This window comes from Pseudoalteromonas sp. Hal040, from assembly GCF_037162425.1.
Taxonomy (GTDB): Bacteria; Pseudomonadota; Gammaproteobacteria; order Enterobacterales; family Alteromonadaceae; genus Pseudoalteromonas; species Pseudoalteromonas gelatinilytica.
Genome location: NZ_JARLUU010000001.1, coordinates 1,170,057 through 1,191,913 on the forward strand (window position 1 = coordinate 1,170,057; position 21,857 = coordinate 1,191,913).

A 21,857-nucleotide genomic window follows, 5' to 3' on the forward strand; every position below is an offset into this window, starting at 1 on the left:
TTTGCCAATAAAAAAGCCAGCATTTTAGCTGGCTTTTTTATGATTAGGGATTACTCAGGCGAAAGTTAACCGCGTGGTAATTGAATCTTTTTCTCTTCGCTTTGGCGATACAATACAATTGTGTGACCAATTGTTTGTAATTTAGTTGCGCCAGTTTCGCGAACAATCGCATCAAAAATCAATGCTTTAGTTTCGCGCTCGTCAGTAGGTACTTTTACTTTGATTAGCTCGTGGATATTTAACGCGTTTTCAATTTCAACTAAAACGCCTTCGGTTAAACCGTTTGCACCAAGTAAAACAACAGGTTTTAAACTGTGTGCTTGACCTTTTAAAAACTGCTTTTGTTTGTTCGATAATTTCATGATGTTACAAATTTTGCTGAATATGGCTTGAATTAAGGGTATTCTAACGCCATCTAGAGAATATTACTAATTAGTTACGTATTAATTTTATGGCAAATAAAAAACATTCAGCCAGTTCTAAGCGTTGGCTGAAGGAACATTTCGACGATCCTTATGTTCACGAAGCGCAAAAGAAAGGTTGGCGTTCTCGTGCGGTATTCAAATTAGACGAAATTCAAAACAAAGATAAATTAATCAAACCATTGATGACAGTGGTTGATTTAGGTGCTGCGCCGGGAAGTTGGTCACAGTATTTAGCTGAAAAGGTTGGTGATAAAGGCCAAGTTATTGCTTGTGATATTTTACCTATGGACTCACTCGCAGGTGTTGATTTCCTACAAGGTGACTTTCGTGAAGAAGCTGTGCTTGATGCACTTTTAACCCGCATCGATGGGAAAAATGTTGATGTAGTTTTTTCAGATATGGCACCGAATATGAGCGGTAATACATCGGTAGACCAAGCGGGTAGCATGTATTTAGTTGAATTGGCATTAGACATGTGCCACCAAGTTCTAAAGAAAAATGGTGCATTTTGTGTCAAAGTCTTCCAAGGCGAAGGATTTGATCAATACTTGCAAGAAGTACGTAATAGCTTCAAAGCGGTCAAAATTAGAAAGCCTGATGCATCGCGTGCCCGTTCTCGCGAAGTTTATATAGTGGCGACAGGCTACAAACTGTAGTACAGTTGTGCTGCGTTAAGTAGAATTTAAATTAATTGGATACAAGAGGTTAACTCCTTGAGCGATATGGCGAAAAATCTAATACTCTGGCTGGTCATTGCAGTAGTGCTAATGTCAGTGTTTCAGAGCTTTAACGGTGGTGATCAAGCTGATCGCCAAACAAGTTACACTCAATTTGTTAGCGACGCTCGTAGTGGCGCTATTCAAGAAGTTTCTATTGAGAGCACCACAGGTACGATTTCGGGTACCAAAACAAATGGTGAGCGCTTTCAAACTATCATGCCAATGTATGACAAAGACATCTTGAATGATCTTTTAAAAAGCAATGTAAATGTTAAAGGTGTTAAGCCTGAAGAGCAGTCTTTCCTTGCCAGCATTTTAATCTCTTGGTTCCCAATGTTACTGCTTATTGGTGTATGGATTTTCTTCATGCGTCAAATGCAAGGCGGTGGCGGTAAAGGTGCGATGTCTTTCGGTAAGAGTAAAGCGCGCCTGATGAGCGAAGACCAAGTTAAAACGACTTTTGCTGACGTAGCGGGTTGTGATGAAGCGAAAGAAGATGTAACTGAACTGGTTGACTTCTTACGTGACCCATCTAAGTTCCAGAAGCTGGGTGGTAGCATTCCGAAAGGCGTGTTAATGGTAGGTCCTCCTGGTACCGGTAAAACCTTGCTTGCTAAAGCGGTAGCCGGTGAAGCAAAAGTGCCGTTTTTCACAATCTCTGGTTCAGATTTCGTAGAAATGTTCGTTGGTGTCGGTGCATCACGCGTACGTGACATGTTCGAACAAGCTAAAAAAGCAGCACCTTGTATCATCTTTATCGATGAAATCGATGCAGTAGGCCGCAAACGTGGCGCAGGCATGGGTGGTGGTCATGATGAGCGTGAGCAAACACTTAACCAAATGCTTGTTGAAATGGACGGTTTTGAAGGTAATGAAGGTATTATCGTAATTGCTGCAACGAACCGCCCAGATGTATTAGACCCTGCGTTATTACGACCAGGTCGTTTTGACCGTCAAGTTGTTGTTGGTCTTCCTGATATCCGTGGTCGTGAACAAATTCTTAAAGTTCATATGCGTAAAGTGCCGTTAGGCGACAATGTAGAAGCAGCGGTAATTGCACGTGGTACGCCAGGTTTCTCTGGTGCTGATCTTGCAAACTTAGTAAATGAAGCCGCTTTGTACGCAGCACGTGGTAACAAACGCGTTGTAAGCATGGCTGAGTTTGATGCTGCAAAAGATAAAATCATGATGGGCGCAGAGCGCAAGACCATGGTGATGAGTGAGCAAGAAAAAGAAATGACTGCCTACCATGAAGCTGGTCACGCGATTGTTGGTCGCATGGTGCCTGAACATGATCCAGTTTATAAAGTGTCTATCATTCCTCGAGGTCGTGCACTTGGTGTAACTATGTACTTGCCTGAGCAAGACCGTGTGAGCCACTCTAAAGAGCTTTTAGAGTCAATGATTTCTAGCCTTTACGGTGGTCGTATTGCTGAAGCTCTTATCTACGGTGATGATAAAGTTACCACAGGTGCAAGTAACGATATTGAACGTGCAACAGATATTGCTCGTAAAATGGTTACTCAGTGGGGTCTAAGTGAAAAACTAGGTCCATTACTTTACGCTGAAGATCAAAACGAAATGTACATGGGTGGCGGCGGTAGCCGTGCTATGAGCATGTCTGATGAAACTGCAAAAGTAATCGATAGTGAAGTTCGCTTATTCTCAGACCGTAACTATCAACGTGCAGAGCAAATCCTTAAAGATAACATTGATATCTTACATGCGATGAAAGATGCACTGATGAAGTACGAGACGATTGATGCGGGTCAAATTGATGACTTAATGGCACGTCAGCCTGTACGTGAGCCACGTGATGTTCATGATCGTCGTTCTGATGATAAAAAGCCAACCACATCTACTTCTAAAGTAGTGGAAAGTGAGGCAAAAGAGTCAGAACAAACGTCAGAAACAAAAACAAATGTTGATGACAAAGCCGAATAGTCGGTACAATTAGACACAGAAAGGCCCCGCTAGTCGGGGCTTTTTTATTACATAAAAATGCGCAATTTTCAAACTGTTATCTAGAATAATAAATGCGCAATTGACGCTAATTAATAGCATAGGTGTTCAATGACCGTTCTTAACTTACCTCGAGGTCGTACATTACACCTCGACTCCCCAGTCGTGATGGGGATTTTAAATGTCACTCCAGACTCTTTTTCTGATGGTGGTAGTTATTGCCAACTAGACAGCGCTGTCAAACAAGCTCAAACGTTATTAAATCAAGGCGCAAAAATAATTGATATAGGTGGTGAGTCAACCCGCCCTGGAGCACCTGATGTATCTCTTGAAGATGAGCTCGAACGCGTTATTCCATTAGTTAAAGCCCTTAGAGCAACCAGCGATTGTATTATTTCTATTGATACCAGCAAAAGCGAAGTGATGCGCCAAGCGATTATTGCAGGAGCTGATATCATCAATGATGTTAGAGCAATGCAAGAACCAGGGGCGATTGAGGTATTGGCCCAATACCCAGAGGTAACAATTTGCTTAATGCATATGCAAGGTCAGCCCCGTACGATGCAAAGTAATCCACACTATGATGATTTGTTTGCTGATATTAATGAGTTCTTCGCCGAGCGTTTAGCCGCGTGTGAGCAAGCGGGTATTCAGCAACAACGTATTATTTTAGACCCAGGTTTTGGTTTTGGTAAAACTTTGGCTCATAATTATCAAATACTTAAAGAATTTAATCTATTTAATGAGTTCAATTTACCAGTTTTAGCAGGTCTTTCTCGTAAATCAATGATCGGTAATTTATTAAATAGAGACACGAATGAACGCTTAGCAGGAAGCCTTGCTGGTGCACTGATTGCAGCACAAAATGGTGCAAAAATCATTCGTGTTCATGACGTACAAGAAACAGCTGACGTGCTAGCGGTTTGGCAAGCATGTGAACGAGGAATTTCAAATGAGTAACACAAGAAAGTATTTTGGCACAGATGGTGTGCGTGGCATGGTGGGGGAGTTCCCAATCACTCCTGAATTTGCTCTAAAGCTAGGTTGGGCTGCAGGCCGTGTTTTATCAAAAATTGGTACCAAAAAAGTCATTATTGGTAAAGATACTCGTATCTCTGGCTATATGCTCGAAACATCACTTGAAGCAGGTTTAATCGTCGCGGGTATTGATGTTGTATTATTAGGCCCTATGCCGACACCGGCAGTGGCTTACCTTACGCAAACGTTCCGTGCTGAAGCAGGCATTGTTATCAGTGCATCTCATAATCCTTACCATGATAATGGTATCAAGTTTTTTAGTGGTCGAGGTTTAAAGCTTGCAGATGAAGTCGAGCTTGAAATTGAAGCTATGATGGATGAGCCAATGACCTGTGTAGCTTCTGATAAGCTTGGTAAAGCTCGTCGATTAGAGACAGCAGATGGCCGCTACATTGAGTTTTGTAAAAGCCAGTTCCCACAAGGCTTATCGCTTGAGGGCTTAAAAATTGTGCTCGATTGTGCAAATGGTGCCACTTATAACATCGCACCTTCTGTAATGCGTGAGCTTGGCGCAGATGTTATCTGTCATGCCTGCGAGCCAAACGGGGTAAATATTAACCTTGAGTGTGGCGCAACCCACGTTGAAACCCTTAAGCGTAAGGTATTAGAACACAATGCGGATGTCGGTATTGCTTATGACGGTGATGGTGACCGCGTAATGATGGTTGACCATAATGGCCGTGTATTTGATGGTGATGACATTGTTTATATCATTGCTTGCCAAGCTGCAAATGACGATATGTTAGGGGGTGGTGTCGTTGGTACGGTAATGTCAAACATGGGCCTTGAAAATGCCTTAAAAGCCCGAGGAATTGAATTTGCTCGTAGTAAGGTCGGTGACCGCTACGTGATGGAGCTACTGCAAGAAAAAGGCTGGAAAATCGGCGGTGAGAGCTCAGGTCACGTGTTAAACCTTGATTTGATCAGCACCGGTGATGGCATTATCTCAAGCTTACAAGTGTTAGCTGCGATGGTTGCACAAAATAAAACGTTGCAAGACCTCGGGGCTGGTTTTACAAAGTACCCAATGAAAATGATTAATGTGCGCTACCCTCAAGGGACTGATCCAACGCAAGACCAAGCCGTTATCGATATGGTAGCGCACGTTGAAGAGCAGCTAGGTGATACAGGTCGTGTATTACTTCGTAAATCAGGTACAGAACCTGTTGTGCGAGTAATGGTTGAAGCTGAACAGGAGAAAGTCGTTCTTGATAGCGCACGTAAAATAGCCGAAGTTGTCGAAACTGTGAGCAAACAAACTCAGGTATAACAATAACCTCTTGTAACTTAGGGCAAGTCGAGTTAGTATCTTGCCCGCTTTCTAATGTGGAGTGGAATTATGGCAACACGTAAGCCGATGGTTGCAGGTAATTGGAAAATGAACGGCTCTTTAGAGCTTGTTGGACAGTTATCAACTGCTATCAAAAATGTTCAATCGGATGAACTGGATATAGTGGTGTTTCCACCATTCCCATTGTTGAGTTCTTTGCAGCAGCAAAACGTTACGTTTGGTTCGCAAACAGTCTCTGAAAATCAAGCCGGTGCATTTACGGGTGAAGTAGATGCTCAGTTAGTAAAAGACTTAGGCGCAACTTATACGTTAGTGGGACATTCTGAACGTCGTAGCATTTACGGTGAATCAGATGAGGTTGTTGCAGATAAATTTGCTCGAGCGCAGCAAGTTGGCTTAACTCCTATTCTTTGTGTGGGTGAAAGTGAACAGCAACGTGAAGCAAATGAAACTGAATTAGTGGTTGCAGCACAAATTGATGCTGTAATTAGCAAATTAGGTGTAGCAGCACTGAAGAATTCTGTGGTAGCATACGAGCCCGTTTGGGCCATTGGCACAGGTAAGACTGCCTCTCCTGAGCAAGCGCAAGCTGTACATAAGTTTATCCGTGAGAAAATTGCTTCTGTGGATAGCGATATAGCACAGCAACTAACCATCTTATATGGTGGTAGCGTGAATGAAAAAAATAGCGAATTATTATTTGCACAACCAGATATAGACGGCGGCCTTATTGGTGGCGCAAGTCTTAAAGCAGATTCATTTACTGCTATCTGTGAAAGTGCAAAAGGGACCGTATAAGATGTACGAAATTTTATTAGTAGTTTATTTAATCGTTGCTTTAGCATTAGTTGGTATGGTTTTAATCCAACAAGGTAAAGGCGCAGATATGGGTTCATCATTTGGTGCAGGTGCTTCTGCAACAGTGTTTGGCTCATCGGGTGCTGGTAACTTCATGACTAAAACAACAACAATCTTAGCAACGATCTTCTTCGTACTAAGTATTGTTCTAGGTAACCTTACAGCAGGTCAAATTAAAAAGACTGATGAGTGGGAAAACCTAGAAGCTGCGCCAGCTGTTGAATCTGTAACGCCAGCACAAACTGATGTGCCTGCAACAGAAGAAAAAGCGTCTGACGTACCTAAGTAATTAGCTTTGCTAATTACTGTTAAGCAGTTTTCACTCCTCAGGTAAACGATAAGCTTAACAACATACAGAATTGTATGCGGATGTGGTGGAATTGGTAGACACGCCATCTTGAGGGGGTGGTGGCTTCGGCCGTGGGGGTTCAAGTCCCCCCATCCGCACCAAAATTAAAAAGCCGTAACTCAGTGAGTTACGGCTTTTTTCGTTTTAGTGCCATATAAAATGCAATACGCACCTTTATAGTGCTTTTATTCTAATTTTATTTGCCTGCCTGAATTCAAGTTGTTGATTTATATTGAAAATCAAACTTGGAGTCTTCCTTGCTTAACTTGAGTTGGTATCCCATTACTTTAAGGAAGCAAAATGGCCAGAATGAGTTATTTAAGTGCTATAGAACGCTATGAAGAGCAACAAGTGCTTATTCATAATTTACTGCTTTCTATACTCGCCAGTGTTCAAGCGTCTTTAACTAATAAGCAAGAATATCAACAGTTAGTCAATCAATATCCATTTCTCGAATTACAATATTGTTTAAACGAACAAGGTATTCAACAAGGTGATAATGTTTGCTTTAAACGTCAATATAAAAAGAAACTCAGTCATATTGGTGCAGGGCAGGATTTAAGCGCTCGACCTTATTTTTTACTCGCTTCTGCTACGCCGGAACCACATTTTACATCGCCGTATATTTCCACGGCGACAAAGCACCTGTGTATTTCAGTTATTAAAACAATTCCTGCAGGTAATAATCAGCAGCAGTTCTTAGTCATCGATGTGTGTCTAACTGAACTGATTGAATTTATTATGGGGGACATAAAGCGAGCACGAATGACACCGTACTTTAAGGTAGGTTATGGCTTGATTGTTGGTTGCTTATTCTGTTTGGTGTTCTATTTGTTATATAAAGTATTTGCTGGAATGGTGGACTTAGTCTTAAGCGAAGATACTCAGGCTGATCCGCTTAAACCTTTTACCATTATTATTTTTGTTACGTTAGCGTTGGCCATTTTCGATTTAGGCAAAACTATTCTAGAAGAAGAAATTCTCATGCATAAGGATATTTTTCGCCACAGCTCAACGAGACGTACGATCACACGCTTTATCTCAACAATTTTGATTGCAGTATCGATAGAAGCCTTACTAACCATGTTTAAAGCAGCGCTCGGGCAAACTGAGTACGTTATACCTGCTGTATTAATGATGTTTGCTGTTGTTGGTTTATTAGTTGCTCTTGCAATCTATGTATATCTAGGTGCCAAGGCTGAAGATGTGCTGACTCAGGTACAGCGCTTAAAATTAAAACACTAATGAATAGGGCGCTTTGCTTAAAACCCAGCGCCCTGAAATTGATTAGAGTGTACCGCCAATGCCTATACTTGGGTTAACGTACACAGGGCCCACTTTAAACGGCGCATTAATATCAAGGCTTGCATAGGGAGTGCAGGCATTTAAAGCTAACATTGCAGCCGCAAGAGCAGCTAAGCGAATCATTTTTTTATTCATTACATTTGCTCCTGAATTACAATACCAGCACCTGCTGGATCACGAATAATGGCGACGCTGCCACTTCTTATTTTGTCATTTGGTGCCATTAGGACTATGCCGCCTGCGGCGGTTACTTTTAATAGGGTTGCATCAACATCGGCTACTTTAATGTAATTCACCCATGTGTTACCAATCTCGGCATCTGGTTTTTTTACAAAGCCAATCGCAGGTGTGCCATTTAAGGCTAGGTAACTGTAATTGCCATTATTTAGCGGTTTACTTTGTGCAGAATAATTACCAAGTGATTGGTAAAAGGCTTTGCTTTGCTCTGGGTTATCACTCCATACTTCTTGCCAAATCCAGCCGTTATCAGTTTGCTCGGTTTCAGGGTCACCATTTACAGTATTGATCAGTGAAAACACAGCCCCTTGTGGGTCTTCTAATACAGCAATAGTGCCACGCCCTTTAATTTCGGTACTGCTTACTAATACTTTACCTCCGGCTTTGATAGTTTTTTCACTGACAGCAGCGATATCTTTGCTACTGATAAGGCTCAGCCAATGGCTGGCATTTTGTTTATTATCAAGTTCTGCCATACCAGCAATTAATTTTCCGTCTAATGATGCTAGCGTGTAGCTGTCGTTAATGGCTTGAAATTGCCAACCAAACACGCTGCTATAAAATGCTTGAGATTGTGCCAAATTAGGTGTGATCAAATCATGCCACACAACGTGGCCTGAGTTTTTTGTTCCTGAATTACTGATAGCAGGTAGTTCACTTGAGGTAAGCTGGCAACCAGTCAATGAGACCGCTGTGACTGCCATTAAAATTGCAGCACGTAAGGGGGTGAGTAATTTCAAAGTTTGCTCCTTGCAAAATGGGGTCAAATAAAAGCATAGACCATTATTTATTATTCAATCAAAAACTATTATCTCAAAAGGCTAAGAGTTAAAATTTATTTTGCAAAAATACTTAAAGCTTTAAGCAATGCTGTATAGAGTAACTTAGGAGCAAGGATGGAAACAGAATTATGAGGCTGTACCAAGTTACAACTTAATTGCAATTTAGCCCGCAAGCTTATTGAGTTTATCTATATTTCTTTCGCACCACTGTAAGGCTTTTTGTTTGTTTTTGACATTAATCTTCTGGTAAATCTTGTGCAAATGAACTCGCACCGTCGCTTCGCTAATAAATAAAGTATCGGCGATTTGAGGGCAGGTCGCGCCAGAAGAAAGCAAGTGCAGTACTTTAGATTCTTTAAACGTTAAGTTGTTTGATTGAATTTGATTTTTTTGCTCAGTTTCGAGCATTTCTCTCATCCATTTATCGCTCACCGTTCTTGGAAACCATAGTGACCCCTTTTTAATTTCTTGCAGCCCTTGTTCAAAAATATCTGTTTTGGTGTTTTTAAAAAATAACCCTTTTAGTTTGGGCCAATCTTTTAAGGGCAGCACATCGGCTCTATGAGGCATATTAAAAATAACGAGGTGGTGGTAACCATGGGTTTTCATAAACTCACTAATTAATTCGCGATTGGTCAGTGTGTCTAAAGAGTCGTAATTGAGCAACAATGTTCTCTCATCATTCGCAATACAGTAAGGAAGAATTGAAGCTGATGACAGAGAATCAGCCGCGTTTTTATTAAAAAGAAAATCCATATTCACGCCAAAAACTATCGGTAAATGATAACAAGTAAATTGTGTTGCTGATTATTACGTTTAAAAAATGAAATTCCAACAGAGGAAAATTTTGCGCACATTTTTGTTTAGTTAGCTTTTGCTAACTTGGCAGCACGATATTAAACATTACCTGAGGTAGGTACTCTTTGGAAGCTGAGAAATTTCTGAAATTTGTTTCTACTTTATTGTAAAACAACAAAAATAACGTTCACTTTTTGTTCATTTTAATTGTGTTAACAAGTAAGTTTATAGCGGTAATACAGAGCTAAACATTTATTTTTATTTACTAATTTGCAAAGGATTTAGTAGCTTATAATTCGAAAATACGGAGGTGATGTGGTTTATTTATACAGTTTTTGATAAAAATTAAAATAATTATACATATTTTCACAAAACTGACATATAATACCCCTCCAGAGGAAAGATGCTTATACCTAAGCGTCTTTTTTTATGCCTGAAATTTACGGGTAAAAATACACACACACGGTATCCTTTGGAGTTTTAATTGAAATTACGTCATCTCTCACAGTTAACTGTAGCTATTGTTGCTGCATTATCTACTTCAGCCTTTGCTGAGCAAGAAAAAACCTCTGCTAAACAAGATGCTTTCGAAAAAATCGAAGTAACAGCGCGCAAGCGTACAGAAAGCATTTTTGAGTCGCCAACAGCGGTGACATCAATCGGTGAAAACCTGATTGATAAAGCAAACATGAGCAACCTAGAAGACATCGGTAAATACGTACCTAATCTAAACATCACCCGTTATGGTGTAGGTAATGCGGCTCATGCATCAGTATTTATTCGTGGTATTGGTTTACAAGACCATGTGATAACAACAGATCCGGGTGTAGGTGTTTACTTAGACGGTGTATACCTTGGTCGTCAAATGGGCTCAAACTTATCATTACCAAATGTTGAGCGTGTAGAGGTGTTACGTGGTCCACAAGGTACCTTGTATGGTCGTAACACTTTAGGTGGCGCAGTAAATATTATTACTAAGCAACCTGGTGACGAAGGCATTGTAACGACAACGGCGAAAGTAGGTAGCCGTGGTCGTTTAGCCGGTGACGTTTACTTTAATAACAGCCTTACCGACACTGTAAGCATGTCGGCTAGCGTGTCATATAAGCAACGCGATGGTGTAGGTGAAGCGATTAACCTTGCTAATCCAGAAAAAGAAATTGGTGAAGAGCAAGAGTTAAGCGGTCGTATGGCGCTTAAATGGCAAGCAAGCAGCGATTTATCTTTTGTGTTTTCAATTGATGGAGTTGATAACGAATCAGGCCAATCACCATACACAATTGAACTAACAGCGCCACTTGACCCGAATGACCCATTCAATGGTGATTTCCCATTACTTACAGAAAACATGTTACCAAGCGATCCTGATGATTTAGCAACAACAGTAGAGGGTATTGAGTCGACGGCTTATTCAGGCTGGGGTACGTCTTTAACCGCTGATTGGGATATCAATAACACCTATACAGCTAAGTTCATCACTAGCTACCGTAGTTCAGAATATGAAGGGGGTCTTGATGATGACGCTGTTGCCCTTAACTTATCTGAATTCCCAGAAGAAGGCGGTGCAGATCAATATTCATTCGAAATCCAGTTAAATGGTAGCTTCGATAACATGGACTTTGTGTCTGGCTTATACTTCTTTAATGAAGATGGCTTCACAAGTTCTGGTCCGTTTGTATTTAGCCCATTCAACACACCAGATGGCCTTTTGAATGACGGTACTACTGCGTCTTTTGGTGATTACGGTTACTTTGATATCAACCAAGAGACTAACTCATACGCGGCTTACATCAATGCAAGCTATGACCTAAGCGACGATTTAACTGTGGGCGGTGGTCTACGTTATTCGAAAGATAAAAAAGAGGCCGATGCCTTATTCCCAACGTTTGCGACACGTAAATACGTAAGTGCTGATTTTGATGCGGTAACATGGGATTTAAATGCATCGTACCAGCTTAGCAATAACATGAACGTGTATGGCCAAATCCAAAAAGGGTATCAAACAGGCGGTTTCCCACCGCGTCCATTTGGTGGTCCTGATCAATTTGTTTCTTTCGATGAAACAAAAGCTATTAACTATGAGCTAGGCCTTAAAGGTCAGGTACATGAAGATGTATCTATGATGCTTGCGGTGTTTGTTACTGACTACACAGACCTGGCATTACCATTCTCAGATCCAACTGCAGGTGGCGGTTTCGTTACTATCGTAGAAAATGCGGGTGAGTCTAAAGCACAAGGTATCGAGCTTGAGACAACGATTGCGTTTACAGATGACTTTACGCTACGTAGCGCAATTGGTTATTTAGATTCAGAAATCACAGAAGTAGATGACGGCGTATTAGGTATTGGTAAAGGTGATTCACCAGCACTAACACCACGTTGGACTGTGATGGTCGCACCTTCTTATTTCATTGATTTAAGTAACGGTGGCACAGTGGCAGTAAACGCTAACTACTCATACCGCGACGATATGCAAGGTCAATCAGTTTACAACCAAAGTGAACATATTGACTCGCGTGAATTAGTGGGTTTCAACATCTCTTACTTAAACCCGAACGGTGACTTTGAAGTGACTCTTTACGGTGAGAACGTGTTAAACGAAGTATACGATGTTGGTCGTTTACAACAATCAGGTTTTGTTGGCGTAATGCGCAGCAATGACCGTAGTGAATTTGGCTTAAAATTCAAAAAGAATTTGAGCTTTAATCACTAACAAAAAAGGGCAAGTAAATACTTGCCCTTCTTTTTAATTGTTTTTCTCTTGCTCGCGTTTTTCGCGCGCTTCTCTTAATTCTTCAGCCAGTTCTTTTGCTTTTTGCTTGGTTTTTTCAGAAAGCTCACCAGCCGCTTCTTTACTCTCAATCCATGCATCTAAGGCAATTTCTTTACCATCATCATACATGCTTAAGCCCATCTTTTTACTCTCTTCGAGTAACTCTTGCAGTGAGTCGTCATTAAACTCATTGGTGGCGTCTTTTACGTCGCTCCAAGCATCATTTAGGGCTTGCTTTACTTCCTCTTTTGCTTCGCTGGCATCTTTTTTGGCTTGCTCTGCGTCATCACAACCTGTTAAGGCAATACAGCCTAATAAAACTAAGCTTGCTAATTTGTTCATATTTTTCTCTAATGGTTAATCAACTCTTAAGCAGTATAAGCAATAAAAAATGAATATAGCTAGAACAGCACGATTAAGTTTTCGGTTAATGGATGAAAATGATGCCGAGCTACTTTATGAGCTCGATAACGACCCTGAAGTTATGAAACATCTCACTCGCGGCAAAGTATCCACTATGCAGAGCATTAAAGAGGTGTTTATTCCACGCTTGAATGCGTATCGAAATGAGCAAAAAGGCTGGGGGCTTTGGCAAGTAAATATCATCGAGAGCAATACTTTTATAGGCTGGGTATTAGTCAGGCCCATGGGCTTTTTTGAACAGCCTGATTTTAGTGATTTAGAAATTGGCTGGCGCTTTAAACAAATGAGCTGGGGTAAAGGTTATGCTTCAGAGGCCGCACTTGCCATTGCCAAAGCAGTTAGCGAGCCAGAGGAAGTAAAGTCGCTCAGTGCCACAGCACTTAAAGATAACCTGGGCTCAATAAAGGTGATGGAAAAGCTGGGGCTTAAGTTTGTAAAAAACTACAACCATAAAGATGAGCATGGTGAATTACCTGCAGTACTTTATTCATGCCCTAAAGAGCAGCTTAGCTAAGTTAATCGTAACTAATTGACCTTAAGGGTTACACATGTCTAAATGGTCAAAATAACATCAAGAAAAAGGAAGTACCATGGCAAATTTAGTCAAATACGCGGCACATCTGTTGATCGTAACCGCAATATTCTTTCATCCGGCAAGCTTTGCAAAACAAGCGGCCGTCGCTATGCCAGATAGCTACAGCAGTGATACGGCACGGGCTATTTTAGAGCAAGGCGGTAACGCCGTTGATGCGGCAATAGCGGCACAGTTTGTATTAGCGGTTACTTTACCAGAAGCCGGAAATATCGGTGGCGGTGGCTTTATGCTGATCCAAAAAGATGGCAAAGGTGATTTTATAGATTACCGCGAAACGGCGCCAACAGCCGCTCATCGCGATATGTACCTTGATGATAAAGGCGATGTTATTGATAACATGTCAGTGTACGGTATTCACGCAAGTGGTGTACCGGGCAGTGTTGCTGGTATGTGGCTTGCACATCAAAAGCACGGCAGTTTAGAGTGGAAGACCCTGCTAGAGCCTGCGGTTAAATTAGCCGAGCAGGGCTTTATTGTGCATCCTAAGCTAGCTGCGAGTATCGAGCGTTACATTACGCGAATGGCCAAAAAATCGGTAAACATTAACTTTGCCGATTACTTTGCTGATGCCAAAGCAAATAAGGTATTTAAACAGCCGGAACTTGCCGCCACACTGAAACGTATTCGTGATCAAGGTAAAGCAGGTTTCTACGAAGGTGAGACAGCGAAGATCATTGCGACGTTTATGAAGCAACACGGCGGTATTATTACTGAGCAAGACTTAAAAGCTTATCAAGCTAAATCGCGTACACCGATTAAAGGTAATTGGCGCGGTTACGAAGTGCTCACATCGCCACCGCCAAGTTCAGGTGGTATTGCTATTTTACAATGGCTAAAAATGTATGACTTGGCAAAGCCGAAAGGAACACTTGAGCACAACTCGACCACCTATGTTCATATTTTGGCTGAAGTAGGTAAACGCGTATTTGCCGACAGAGCTGAATATTTAGGTGACCCAGATTTTTATGAGGTGCCAAAAATAGCTCTACTTGCAGATGATTATCTTAGCAATCGTGCAAGTACAATTCGCCCAGATGCCATTTCGACAACTGAGAACATCAAACCAGGTTTACACGAAAGTGAGCAAACAACGCATTTTTCTATTCTAGATAAGTGGGGCAATGCTGTAGCGAATACCACGACCATCAACTTAAGTTTTGGTAGCGGCGTGGTTGTATCGGGCGCAGGATTTATTTTGAATGATGAAATGGATGACTTTAGTGCCAAGCCGGGTGTGATGAATGTATTTGGTGCAATTGGTGGCAAAGCTAACGAAATTCAGCCACATAAACGTATGTTAAGCTCAATGACACCGACCATTCTACTTCAAGATAATAAAGTTAAAATGGTAACTGGCTCTCCGGGTGGCACCACGATTATTAGCTCTGTGTATGAGTCTATTTTAAATGCGGTTGAATTTGATATGACTGCAGAACAAGTGGTAGACAGCCCACGTTTTCATCACCAGTTATGGCCTAAAAATGTGATTAGATACCACACAGGTCTTGAACCAAAGGTTGTTAAAGCGCTTGAGAAGATGGGTTATACACTTGATGAACGCCATTTTGGTGATATGCATGTGATCATCAATAAAGACGGTAAGTTAGATGCGGCCTCTGAAGCATCTGGCCGTGGTAAGGCGATGGTGTTTTAATTAAGCTTTAAACCAGACACAAAAAAAGCACCCTCGGGTGCTTTTTTTGATGAGCTGTTTAACCAATCGCTGGAATAAGCCCCGCCATTTGTAAACCTTGAGCACTAATAATAAGCACACCAAACAGGGCGGCCAGTGCTAAGCCAATATTACCGCCTTTAACTTGGTAACCCGCATCAGGTTTGCTGCTTCGTTGCTTATAGACCATAGCAACCGGTAAAAACACCGCTAAAATAACCAGCGCAATGGCGGCGTAGCCAAGTGCCATAATAAACCCTTGTGGATAGAATAGCGCAAAGCCTAGCGGTGGAATAAAGGTGATCAAGGCTGTTTTGATACGATCTTTACTGCCATCACCTTTTTTAAATGCATCAGCAAAAAAGTCGAATAAACCTAAACTCACCCCTAAGAAAGACGTGGCTAATGCTAAATCAGCAAAAATGTTCACAGCAGTGGCAACGTGTGGGCTGTGAGCAATGCTAGCAACACTGCTTACAAAACCGGGTAACCCTTGGCTTTGTAGTAAGTCACTTTGACTCATCATACCTTGGCTAAGTAATTGCCAAAAAATGTAAATTACTAAAGGCAGCGCCGCACCTGCTACCATTACTTTACGAAGTGTTTTGATATCTAAACCCACGTATTTCACAATCGACGGAATAGAGCCATGAAAACCAAACGAGGTAAACACCACTGGGATTGCAGATAAAATTAGACCTTGTTCAATCGGCATTTCAAGTAAGTGTTGGCCATGCACATAAGGTGTCAGCATATAAAATAAGCTGGCTAATACGCACACTTTAATCGTGAACAGTACGCGGTTAAGTTTATCGACTTTGCTGGTTCCAAGTGTCACCACAGTACCAATCACAATAGCCAGAATAATTGAACCAACTTGCGGCGCTAAAGAAAGCGATAAACCATTGTTGAGCTTTTCTTGTAATTGCGCACCGCCACCTGCGATATACGCGAGCGCATAATGCGTAAAATAAAAACATTACTGAAAAGTTAGCGACCCATTGCCCACGTTTACCTAACCATGATTTAGCTAACGTATTGAGGGTTGCATCTCTGTCGGCATATTGATGTAGCTCTAACATCAGTAATGCTGTGTAGGTCATTAAAACCCATGTAAGTAAGATAAGTGATATCGCTGTTGTGAAACCAAGCCCTGCGGAGGCGATAGGCAATGCCAGCATCCCTGCACCTATGGTGGTGCCAGCAACAATTAACATGCTACCTATTGTTTTATTTTTAAGCACTTTTTGCCCCTTAAACTTCGTGAGAGGCAAGCAAGATATAACTTGTTTAACAAAACTTAAATAGTTTTGTTATAAATCAAAGAAATTAAATGTAACCTATGATTTACATGTGCAAACAGGCTGTTGAAATCAGCAAAAAATTTTTTGCCAAATAGCATGGGTATTCGTGTTGACAAAATCATCATTTAGGCGGATTCTTAAGCTTCTTCAACTTACTTTATTAAATGCCATGATGCAGCTAAACCAACGACCAACAAACAATTGTATGCGCCTGACCTCATCAGTCGTATGGTCTGTTATGTGCTGCGGTTAATTAAGTAAGTTTTACTAACCGCGTTCTAAGCGGTTGGTTATTTCCCTTTTAAATTCTCTTCCGCTTTTTTCGCCTTTTTAAAGGAATAAGCTTGTGCCTGTTAAAGCCTCATATTTTTTAATGGTGGTGATTTGGTCAACAACCCCACTGGGTATTGTTTGGAGTAGTGAAACGGTAGCGCCGACTCTGGCTGTGTTTTTACGCATGCTGGTGGGGCTGGTGTTGGCTTCGTTTGTCGTTGCTGTTGCCAATATCCGAGTGCCTTGGCATCGCCGTGCTTTATTCCTTTATGGCTATTCAAGCATAGGTATTTTTGGCGGCATGTTATTAAGCTACATGGCTGCTAAAACAGTGCCTTCAGGGTTAATATCACTGATGTTTGGCCTTGCGCCAATTTTATCGGGCTTACTTGCGCAAAAGATCTTGAATGAACCTAAGTTTAGCGCCATTAAGCTTGGCGCACTTGGCTGTGCTTTAATCGGTTTATTTTTAGTAAGCCAACGCCATATTCAAGGTGGGGTAGAGCAGCTTAGTGGTCTGTTATATGTATTTATGGCGGTGTGCTTTTTTAGTTTGAGCGGTGTGATGATCAAACGGGTAAGAATTGCTATTCATCCAATGGCCACCACATTTGGTGCGTTGGTTTTTGTAACCCCACTGTTTTTTATTACTTGGTTGCTTGTAGATGGCCAACTAAATAGCCAGATGTGGAGTGCAAAATCACTGTACTCAATTGTTTACTTAGGCGTGTTTGGTTCATTAATTGGTGCGCTGGCGTATTTTCATGTATTGCAGAAATTGAACGCGAGCACGGTCGCATTAACAACCTTGATCACACCAAGTTTTGCAATTGCTTTAGGTGGTTTGTTTAATGATGAGCCCATTGACCAAGCTCTGATTGTTGGCGCGACCATCATTATGATTAGCCTCGCGTTTTTTCAGTTCGGCGATAAGTGGCTTAAGCGCTTTAAAGGCGTGAAGTCGGTAGAAATGAGTTAAGGTTAGTAGCCGCTGCAGCGGCTACATTTTTGCAATTTGTATGACTAAACGACGGTTTTTGTTTCTGTCTAAAATGTTGTCGTTGCTGGCAACATGGCGCTTTTCACCGTAACCATCGGTATCTACTTTGCTTTCATCAACCCCTAAGCTAACAATGTAATCCTTAATCGCTTTAGCGCGTTTTTTTGATAATTCGAGGTTGTTCCAGCGACCACCGTAGCTGTCGGTGTAAGATGATATTGAAATAGATTCGATGTTGGTGTCGTACTTTAAGTATTCGCCAATTTTATCTAAGCGTTTTTGTGATGATTTAGTCAGTTTGCTGGTATTAGGCTCATAGTTCATCACTGTGAACGAAATATCTTCAAAGCTGTAAGGCAGCATTGCATCTCGGCACTGTAAAAACGCCCAATAGGCTTGCTTAAAGTTGACACTCGATAAACCAACGGCAATTTTATCGGCACTGTTTTGCCAGTCTTGGTAATAAAATGTCGGTTGGTAACCTTTTTCAAGTTCGGTCAGCATTTCCCAAGCAGTTTTGTTGCCAAGCTCGCCGTCAAACTTGCGTAATAGTTTCATATTCGCTAAGTCTCGAGCAGGCATACCAGCACGCCAACTAGGTGGTACGGCTTTTAGACCAGCAATACTGTAGTTGTCTGGGCGTACAACCATATCAAGGTTAAAGTTTACGTCTTTATTTTTACTGGCAGTGGTGCTGAAAATTGCTTCACCATAGTAAGGAACTTCATGATTTAATTGGCATTCTAAGCGAGATGTTTTAACCATTTGCCAGTTCGACATATCAGCATTAGCAGTATACTCACGCATGGCTGCATGCGCATTTATACTTGCAACTGAGGTTAATAGGCCTAGGCTTAAAGGAAGTAATGAAAGCTTCATCACGGTAATTCTCCAACAAATCATCAATGCCAAATAATTGGCAATTTTTGTGTTTAATTGCATCAGCATACCAAACACAGGGCTAGCTGATTAATATAAAGCAAGTAATGTGCCTAAAAACTCAGTAAGAATCTGCGATTTCACACTATTTACTCTAGCAGAGTAGCCGTGGTTTTTGACATAATAGCCAGCTTACACTGGCAAACCAAGAAGACTATGGAAAATACTGAACAAACTCTTTTCGCAAAACGCTTTCGTGGCTTTTTTCCTGTTGTGATTGATGTTGAAACCGCAGGTTTTAATAAAGAGACCGATGCGTTATTAGAAATTGCTGCATCTGTCCTTAAAATGGATGACGACGGCGTGTTAAGTATTGATCATACAGTGCATTTTCATGTCGAGCCATTTGAAGGCGCGAATATCGAACAAGCGGCCATTGAGTTTAATGGTATTGATCCATTCTCTGCGGCGCGTGGTGCAGTGCCTGAAGAAGAAGCGATTAAAGAAATCTGTAAAGTCGTGCGCAAGGCACAAAAAGCAGCAGGTTGTCAGCGTGCAGTGGTTGTAGCACATAATGCCGCGTTTGATCACGGCTTTTTAAATGCCGCCATTGAGCGTTGTAAAATTAAACGCACGCCATTTCATCCATTTGTTAGCTTTGATACCACATCATTGGCGGGTCTTGCACTAGGACAAACAGTGCTAGCTAAAGCATGTAGAACAGCCGGTATTGAGTTTGACAATAAGCAAGCTCACTCAGCACTTTATGATACCGAGCGCACAGCAGAACTGTTTTGTTTAATCGTTAATCGCTGGCAACAACTCGGCGGTTGGCCATTGCCTGAAACTGAAGCAAGTGAAGAAGAGCAAGACTCAGCCGCTAAAACGACTGAGTGATCTTACCTTCAAAAAAACGCACCATGTTAGGAGGGTAAATACGTGAAAACTGTTTACTCTCTTGTGCTATCTTAAGCTCCACCCCTGGATGCATTAATTCATTCACTTTTAAGCGGCTTGTTGCTAATAAGCGCGCAATCTTAATTTTAACTAAGTGTTTCTTTTTCTTCGTGCTGGCTGTTTTAATTTTAATCTGCTGTTCGCTGGCAGTTATCTTTTTAATATAATGCGCACGCTGGGCTGGGTCAGGTATTTTATTGGCCTTTTTGCGAGCTTGTTGTAGAGCTGCTGCTTTTGTCGCTAACAACTTTTCAAAGTCATTAATTTGCTGCTGCTTTTGGCGTAAATCATGCCAGTACTGAGCAATGAAAACCCGTGTTTTAGTGCCTGATGGCGCACCGAGCTCACCGGTTTCAATTCGCATCGCATCTAAAATATTACCACCAATGATTTTGCCCCGTGGATTATTGGCTTTACCAACTCGAATAAGGCGGCGAGCACTTAAATCACAATGCAAAGCTTGGCGTTCAATGAATAGATCTTGCTCTGTTTTTATATGGCAGTATTGAGCATAACCCACTGAAATAGTGCGCGAAGCCGTGATGTTACAGGTAAAGTTTTCGACGTTTTCACGTTTTCTGCCAACAGCCCCAAGCATAACGGTGACTTCACTTTTACTTTCAATTGTGGCTGATTCAACAAAGCCTAATACCGTGATATCACCCGTTGCTTTGACGCGCATACCATCTTTTACATCACCACTAATAATAACACTGCCATCAAATTCGACATGGCCCGTACTCACATCTACATGATGAAAACACAATACGTCGTCCACGCGCATACCGCGGGGTAGGGCAACAGGCACGCCCTTAGCATCGGCAATCAACATATCGCTATTATTTGGATCAATGCGCGTTCCTTCGAATGGCTCAAGAGGTAAGTCTTTACCAGGCTTAGCAGCCATCACATCACCAAACACCGTAAAACCATCTTCTCCGGGTGTTGCAGGGACTCGTTGCATTAATGGCGTGCCAGGTTTAACGGTAATAATGGCACCTAAATTACGCATGTCGACTTTACCGCCAGAGGTCGCTTGCGGGCTAAGAACGCGGTCTTGTGCTGTTGAGCATAAGCGCACGAATTTAGCGTCAGTGCCTTCTTTAGGCATTCTGCCATGGGCAACAATTGCGGTGTAATGGGCGCCGGGTGGTTGCTTAAATTGTTGGCCTAAAAAGGTATCGAGTGCACGTAAACTAATGCCTTTAATCACCCCCGCCTGTGCAAGCACCTCTTGCGCCATATCCATGCTGACAATCTTACCGCCACGGGCTGTTGTTAGGCTTGCTTCAACCACCATGTTTTTAGCATCGACCTTTACTTCGAGGTGAGCATCAACCGCTTTAGCAACCACTAAAGATTGGCTTTGATATTGGCTGCTAGGTATAAATAACTTACCGATATTGGCATCAATATATTCGTAGCAGGCATAAGGAGACTGCTCAAGTAGTTCAATTAACTGAGAACTCGTAGTAGGAAAACCCGCATCCCGAGGATGCTCACACAAAGAGACATAGCCACTTTGTTCATCGAATGAAAACATCGACATCTGAAAAGCCCTGTAAAAAACTGCCTGTTATTATAGTTATGTGTTGTTACAGGTTATTTTTGAAGAAGGGTAACAACGTTTCCTATTTCAGCACAACTTTTGTACTATGTTAAGATAATGTATGCATTAAATGTAAAAATATGTATAAAAACTGATTTTTCTTGCTTGAAAATTCAGCATTCAAAGGCACTTAGCAAAAATTTCCTGATTAATGCCTTGAGTCTGAATAGGCTACTCAGTTATACTGCACGAACACTCTGAATGAGATACCAAATTCAGGGGCTGATTAGGATTCGACGGAATTCAAGACGCCCGAGGTGCATGTCGAGGTGCGGTTGGCCTCGTAAAAAAGCCGCAATTTAAAGTAATCGCAAACGACGATAACTACGCTCTAGCGGCATAATAGCCCGCTAGCACTTCTCCGGTGTATGTCTGTGGACCCGGTTCTGAAGTGTCACCCTACACGGACTCGCTACGGAAACCCTGGCCGGGGTTGAAGGGCTAAAACAAAGCGGCCTCGCCTTTGCAGATCGTGTTCGTCCGAGCTGTATAAGGTTAACTAAAAGACGATACTAAGCATGTAGTACCAAAGGTCGAGGCTTTTCGGACGGGGGTTCAAATCCCCCCAGCTCCACCATTTCAAAGAACTAAGACGCCTTTTAGGCGTC

General features: G+C 41.8%; 19 protein-coding genes, 1 tRNA gene, 1 other RNA gene and 1 pseudogene. 14 read left to right on the plus strand and 8 right to left on the minus strand.

Translation table 11 applies throughout. From position 1 onward, the window contains the following. Positions 1 to 65: 65 nt before the first annotated feature. Entirely contained in the window at positions 66 to 362 is a 297-nt protein-coding gene (gene yhbY, locus P4S60_RS05190) for a ribosome assembly RNA-binding protein YhbY (RefSeq protein WP_105174620.1), read from the minus strand. A gap of 89 nt (positions 363 to 451) precedes the next feature. Here yhbY and rlmE point away from each other — a divergent pair, with 89 nt between their 5' ends. The 8 genes from rlmE to P4S60_RS05230 all read left to right on the plus strand — a co-directional run bounded on the left by rlmE (position 452) and on the right by P4S60_RS05230 (position 7,887). Beyond that, positions 452 to 1,081 carry a 23S rRNA (uridine(2552)-2'-O)-methyltransferase RlmE gene (gene rlmE, locus P4S60_RS05195; RefSeq protein WP_337115248.1) on the plus strand — a complete coding sequence of 210 codons (630 nt, stop codon included), beginning with the start codon at positions 452 to 454 and terminating at the stop codon, positions 1,079 to 1,081. A 66-nt stretch (positions 1,082 to 1,147) separates the two neighbouring features. Next, positions 1,148 to 3,088: an ATP-dependent zinc metalloprotease FtsH gene (ftsH, locus tag P4S60_RS05200; protein ID WP_337115249.1), complete on the plus strand. Its 1,941-nt coding sequence runs from the start codon at positions 1,148 to 1,150 to the stop codon at positions 3,086 to 3,088. A gap of 129 nt (positions 3,089 to 3,217) precedes the next feature. Further along, entirely contained in the window at positions 3,218 to 4,066 is an 849-nt protein-coding gene (gene folP, locus P4S60_RS05205; protein ID WP_337115250.1) for a dihydropteroate synthase, read from the plus strand. After that, entirely contained in the window at positions 4,059 to 5,414 is a 1,356-nt protein-coding gene (gene glmM / locus P4S60_RS05210) for a phosphoglucosamine mutase (RefSeq protein ID WP_337115251.1), read from the plus strand. Before folP ends, glmM begins: the two co-directional genes overlap by 8 nt. A gap of 69 nt (positions 5,415 to 5,483) precedes the next feature. Next, positions 5,484 to 6,233 carry a triose-phosphate isomerase gene (gene tpiA / locus P4S60_RS05215; RefSeq protein ID WP_337115252.1) on the plus strand — a complete coding sequence of 250 codons (750 nt, stop codon included), beginning with the start codon at positions 5,484 to 5,486 and terminating at the stop codon, positions 6,231 to 6,233. Between the two features lies 1 nt (position 6,234). After that, on the plus strand, positions 6,235 to 6,582 hold the full coding sequence (gene secG / locus P4S60_RS05220) for a preprotein translocase subunit SecG (RefSeq protein ID WP_337115253.1): 348 nt from the start codon (positions 6,235 to 6,237) through the stop codon (positions 6,580 to 6,582). 76 nt (positions 6,583 to 6,658) lie between these two features. After that, positions 6,659 to 6,743: transfer RNA gene (locus P4S60_RS05225), tRNA-Leu, on the plus strand. Between the two features lie 199 nt (positions 6,744 to 6,942). Further along, positions 6,943 to 7,887, plus strand: a complete 945-nt coding sequence (locus P4S60_RS05230) for a general glycosylation pathway protein (protein WP_337115254.1) — start codon at positions 6,943 to 6,945, stop codon at positions 7,885 to 7,887. A gap of 42 nt (positions 7,888 to 7,929) precedes the next feature. Here the strand turns inward: P4S60_RS05230 and P4S60_RS05235 are convergent, their stop codons facing one another. From P4S60_RS05235 to P4S60_RS05245, 3 genes are all read right to left on the minus strand, one after another. Beyond that, positions 7,930 to 8,082, minus strand: a complete 153-nt coding sequence (locus P4S60_RS05235; protein WP_167350228.1) for a hypothetical protein — start codon at positions 8,080 to 8,082, stop codon at positions 7,930 to 7,932. After that, positions 8,082 to 8,924, minus strand: a complete 843-nt coding sequence (locus P4S60_RS05240; protein ID WP_337115255.1) for a VOC family protein — start codon at positions 8,922 to 8,924, stop codon at positions 8,082 to 8,084. Before P4S60_RS05240 ends, P4S60_RS05235 begins: the two co-directional genes overlap by 1 nt. Positions 8,925 to 9,128: 204 nt before the next feature. Continuing rightward, positions 9,129 to 9,722: a helix-turn-helix transcriptional regulator gene (locus P4S60_RS05245; RefSeq protein WP_337115256.1), complete on the minus strand. Its 594-nt coding sequence runs from the start codon at positions 9,720 to 9,722 to the stop codon at positions 9,129 to 9,131. Between the two features lie 526 nt (positions 9,723 to 10,248). Between P4S60_RS05245 and P4S60_RS05250 the strand changes: the two genes are divergently transcribed. Continuing rightward, a complete protein-coding gene (locus P4S60_RS05250; RefSeq protein WP_337115257.1) occupies positions 10,249 to 12,477 on the plus strand; it encodes a TonB-dependent receptor in 2,229 nt (742 codons plus the stop codon). Positions 12,478 to 12,510: 33 nt separating this feature from the next. Here P4S60_RS05250 and P4S60_RS05255 read toward each other — a convergent pair whose 3' ends face one another. Further along, positions 12,511 to 12,879, minus strand: coding sequence for a hypothetical protein (locus tag P4S60_RS05255; protein WP_054551695.1), 369 nt, complete (start codon positions 12,877 to 12,879; stop codon positions 12,511 to 12,513). A gap of 49 nt (positions 12,880 to 12,928) precedes the next feature. Between P4S60_RS05255 and P4S60_RS05260 the strand changes: the two genes are divergently transcribed. Both P4S60_RS05260 and ggt read left to right on the plus strand, forming a co-directional pair. After that, positions 12,929 to 13,474: a GNAT family N-acetyltransferase gene (locus P4S60_RS05260; RefSeq protein ID WP_337115258.1), complete on the plus strand. Its 546-nt coding sequence runs from the start codon at positions 12,929 to 12,931 to the stop codon at positions 13,472 to 13,474. Between the two features lie 76 nt (positions 13,475 to 13,550). After that, positions 13,551 to 15,209, plus strand: a complete 1,659-nt coding sequence (gene ggt / locus P4S60_RS05265) for a gamma-glutamyltransferase (protein ID WP_337115259.1) — start codon at positions 13,551 to 13,553, stop codon at positions 15,207 to 15,209. Positions 15,210 to 15,267: 58 nt separating this feature from the next. On the opposite strand, the pseudogene P4S60_RS05270 reads toward ggt, so the two are convergent. Next, positions 15,268 to 16,471 (minus strand): annotated as a pseudogene (locus P4S60_RS05270) (aromatic amino acid transport family protein). A 406-nt stretch (positions 16,472 to 16,877) separates the two neighbouring features. Between P4S60_RS05270 and P4S60_RS05275 the strand changes: the two are divergent. Further along, positions 16,878 to 17,783 (plus strand): DMT family transporter, encoded by a 906-nt coding sequence (locus P4S60_RS05275; RefSeq protein WP_337115260.1) that lies wholly within the window; start codon positions 16,878 to 16,880, stop codon positions 17,781 to 17,783. A gap of 21 nt (positions 17,784 to 17,804) precedes the next feature. On the opposite strand, the gene P4S60_RS05280 is transcribed toward P4S60_RS05275, so the two are convergent. Then, on the minus strand, positions 17,805 to 18,683 hold the full coding sequence (locus P4S60_RS05280; protein WP_054561850.1) for a flagellar protein MotY: 879 nt from the start codon (positions 18,681 to 18,683) through the stop codon (positions 17,805 to 17,807). A 216-nt stretch (positions 18,684 to 18,899) separates the two neighbouring features. Here P4S60_RS05280 and rnt point away from each other — a divergent pair, with 216 nt between their 5' ends. Then, on the plus strand, positions 18,900 to 19,580 hold the full coding sequence (gene rnt / locus P4S60_RS05285) for a ribonuclease T (protein ID WP_337115261.1): 681 nt from the start codon (positions 18,900 to 18,902) through the stop codon (positions 19,578 to 19,580). Here the strand turns inward: rnt and P4S60_RS05290 are convergent. Further along, positions 19,564 to 21,189: a FapA family protein gene (locus P4S60_RS05290; protein ID WP_337115262.1), complete on the minus strand. Its 1,626-nt coding sequence runs from the start codon at positions 21,187 to 21,189 to the stop codon at positions 19,564 to 19,566. The genes rnt and P4S60_RS05290 overlap by 17 nt on opposite strands. 278 nt (positions 21,190 to 21,467) lie before the next feature. Between P4S60_RS05290 and ssrA the strand changes: the two genes are divergently transcribed. After that, positions 21,468 to 21,826: a transfer-messenger RNA gene (gene ssrA, locus P4S60_RS05295) on the plus strand. Positions 21,827 to 21,857: the final 31 nt, after the last annotated feature.

Coding starts and splice junctions, on each gene's coding strand:
- yhbY (WP_105174620.1), bottom strand. CDS start 362: ATGAAATTATCGAACAAACAAAAGCAGTTTTTAAAAGGTCAAGCACAC.
- rlmE (WP_337115248.1), top strand. CDS start 452: ATGGCAAATAAAAAACATTCAGCCAGTTCTAAGCGTTGGCTGAAGGAA.
- ftsH (WP_337115249.1), top strand. CDS start 1,148: ATGGCGAAAAATCTAATACTCTGGCTGGTCATTGCAGTAGTGCTAATG.
- folP (WP_337115250.1), top strand. CDS start 3,218: ATGACCGTTCTTAACTTACCTCGAGGTCGTACATTACACCTCGACTCC.
- glmM (WP_337115251.1), top strand. CDS start 4,059: ATGAGTAACACAAGAAAGTATTTTGGCACAGATGGTGTGCGTGGCATG.
- tpiA (WP_337115252.1), top strand. CDS start 5,484: ATGGCAACACGTAAGCCGATGGTTGCAGGTAATTGGAAAATGAACGGC.
- secG (WP_337115253.1), top strand. CDS start 6,235: ATGTACGAAATTTTATTAGTAGTTTATTTAATCGTTGCTTTAGCATTA.
- P4S60_RS05230 (WP_337115254.1), top strand. CDS start 6,943: ATGGCCAGAATGAGTTATTTAAGTGCTATAGAACGCTATGAAGAGCAA.
- P4S60_RS05235 (WP_167350228.1), bottom strand. CDS start 8,082: ATGAATAAAAAAATGATTCGCTTAGCTGCTCTTGCGGCTGCAATGTTA.
- P4S60_RS05245 (WP_337115256.1), bottom strand. CDS start 9,722: ATGGATTTTCTTTTTAATAAAAACGCGGCTGATTCTCTGTCATCAGCT.
- P4S60_RS05255 (WP_054551695.1), bottom strand. CDS start 12,879: ATGAACAAATTAGCAAGCTTAGTTTTATTAGGCTGTATTGCCTTAACA.
- P4S60_RS05260 (WP_337115258.1), top strand. CDS start 12,929: ATGAATATAGCTAGAACAGCACGATTAAGTTTTCGGTTAATGGATGAA.
- ggt (WP_337115259.1), top strand. CDS start 13,551: ATGGCAAATTTAGTCAAATACGCGGCACATCTGTTGATCGTAACCGCA.
- P4S60_RS05280 (WP_054561850.1), bottom strand. CDS start 18,683: ATGAAGCTTTCATTACTTCCTTTAAGCCTAGGCCTATTAACCTCAGTT.
- rnt (WP_337115261.1), top strand. CDS start 18,900: ATGGAAAATACTGAACAAACTCTTTTCGCAAAACGCTTTCGTGGCTTT.
- P4S60_RS05290 (WP_337115262.1), bottom strand. CDS start 21,189: ATGTCGATGTTTTCATTCGATGAACAAAGTGGCTATGTCTCTTTGTGT.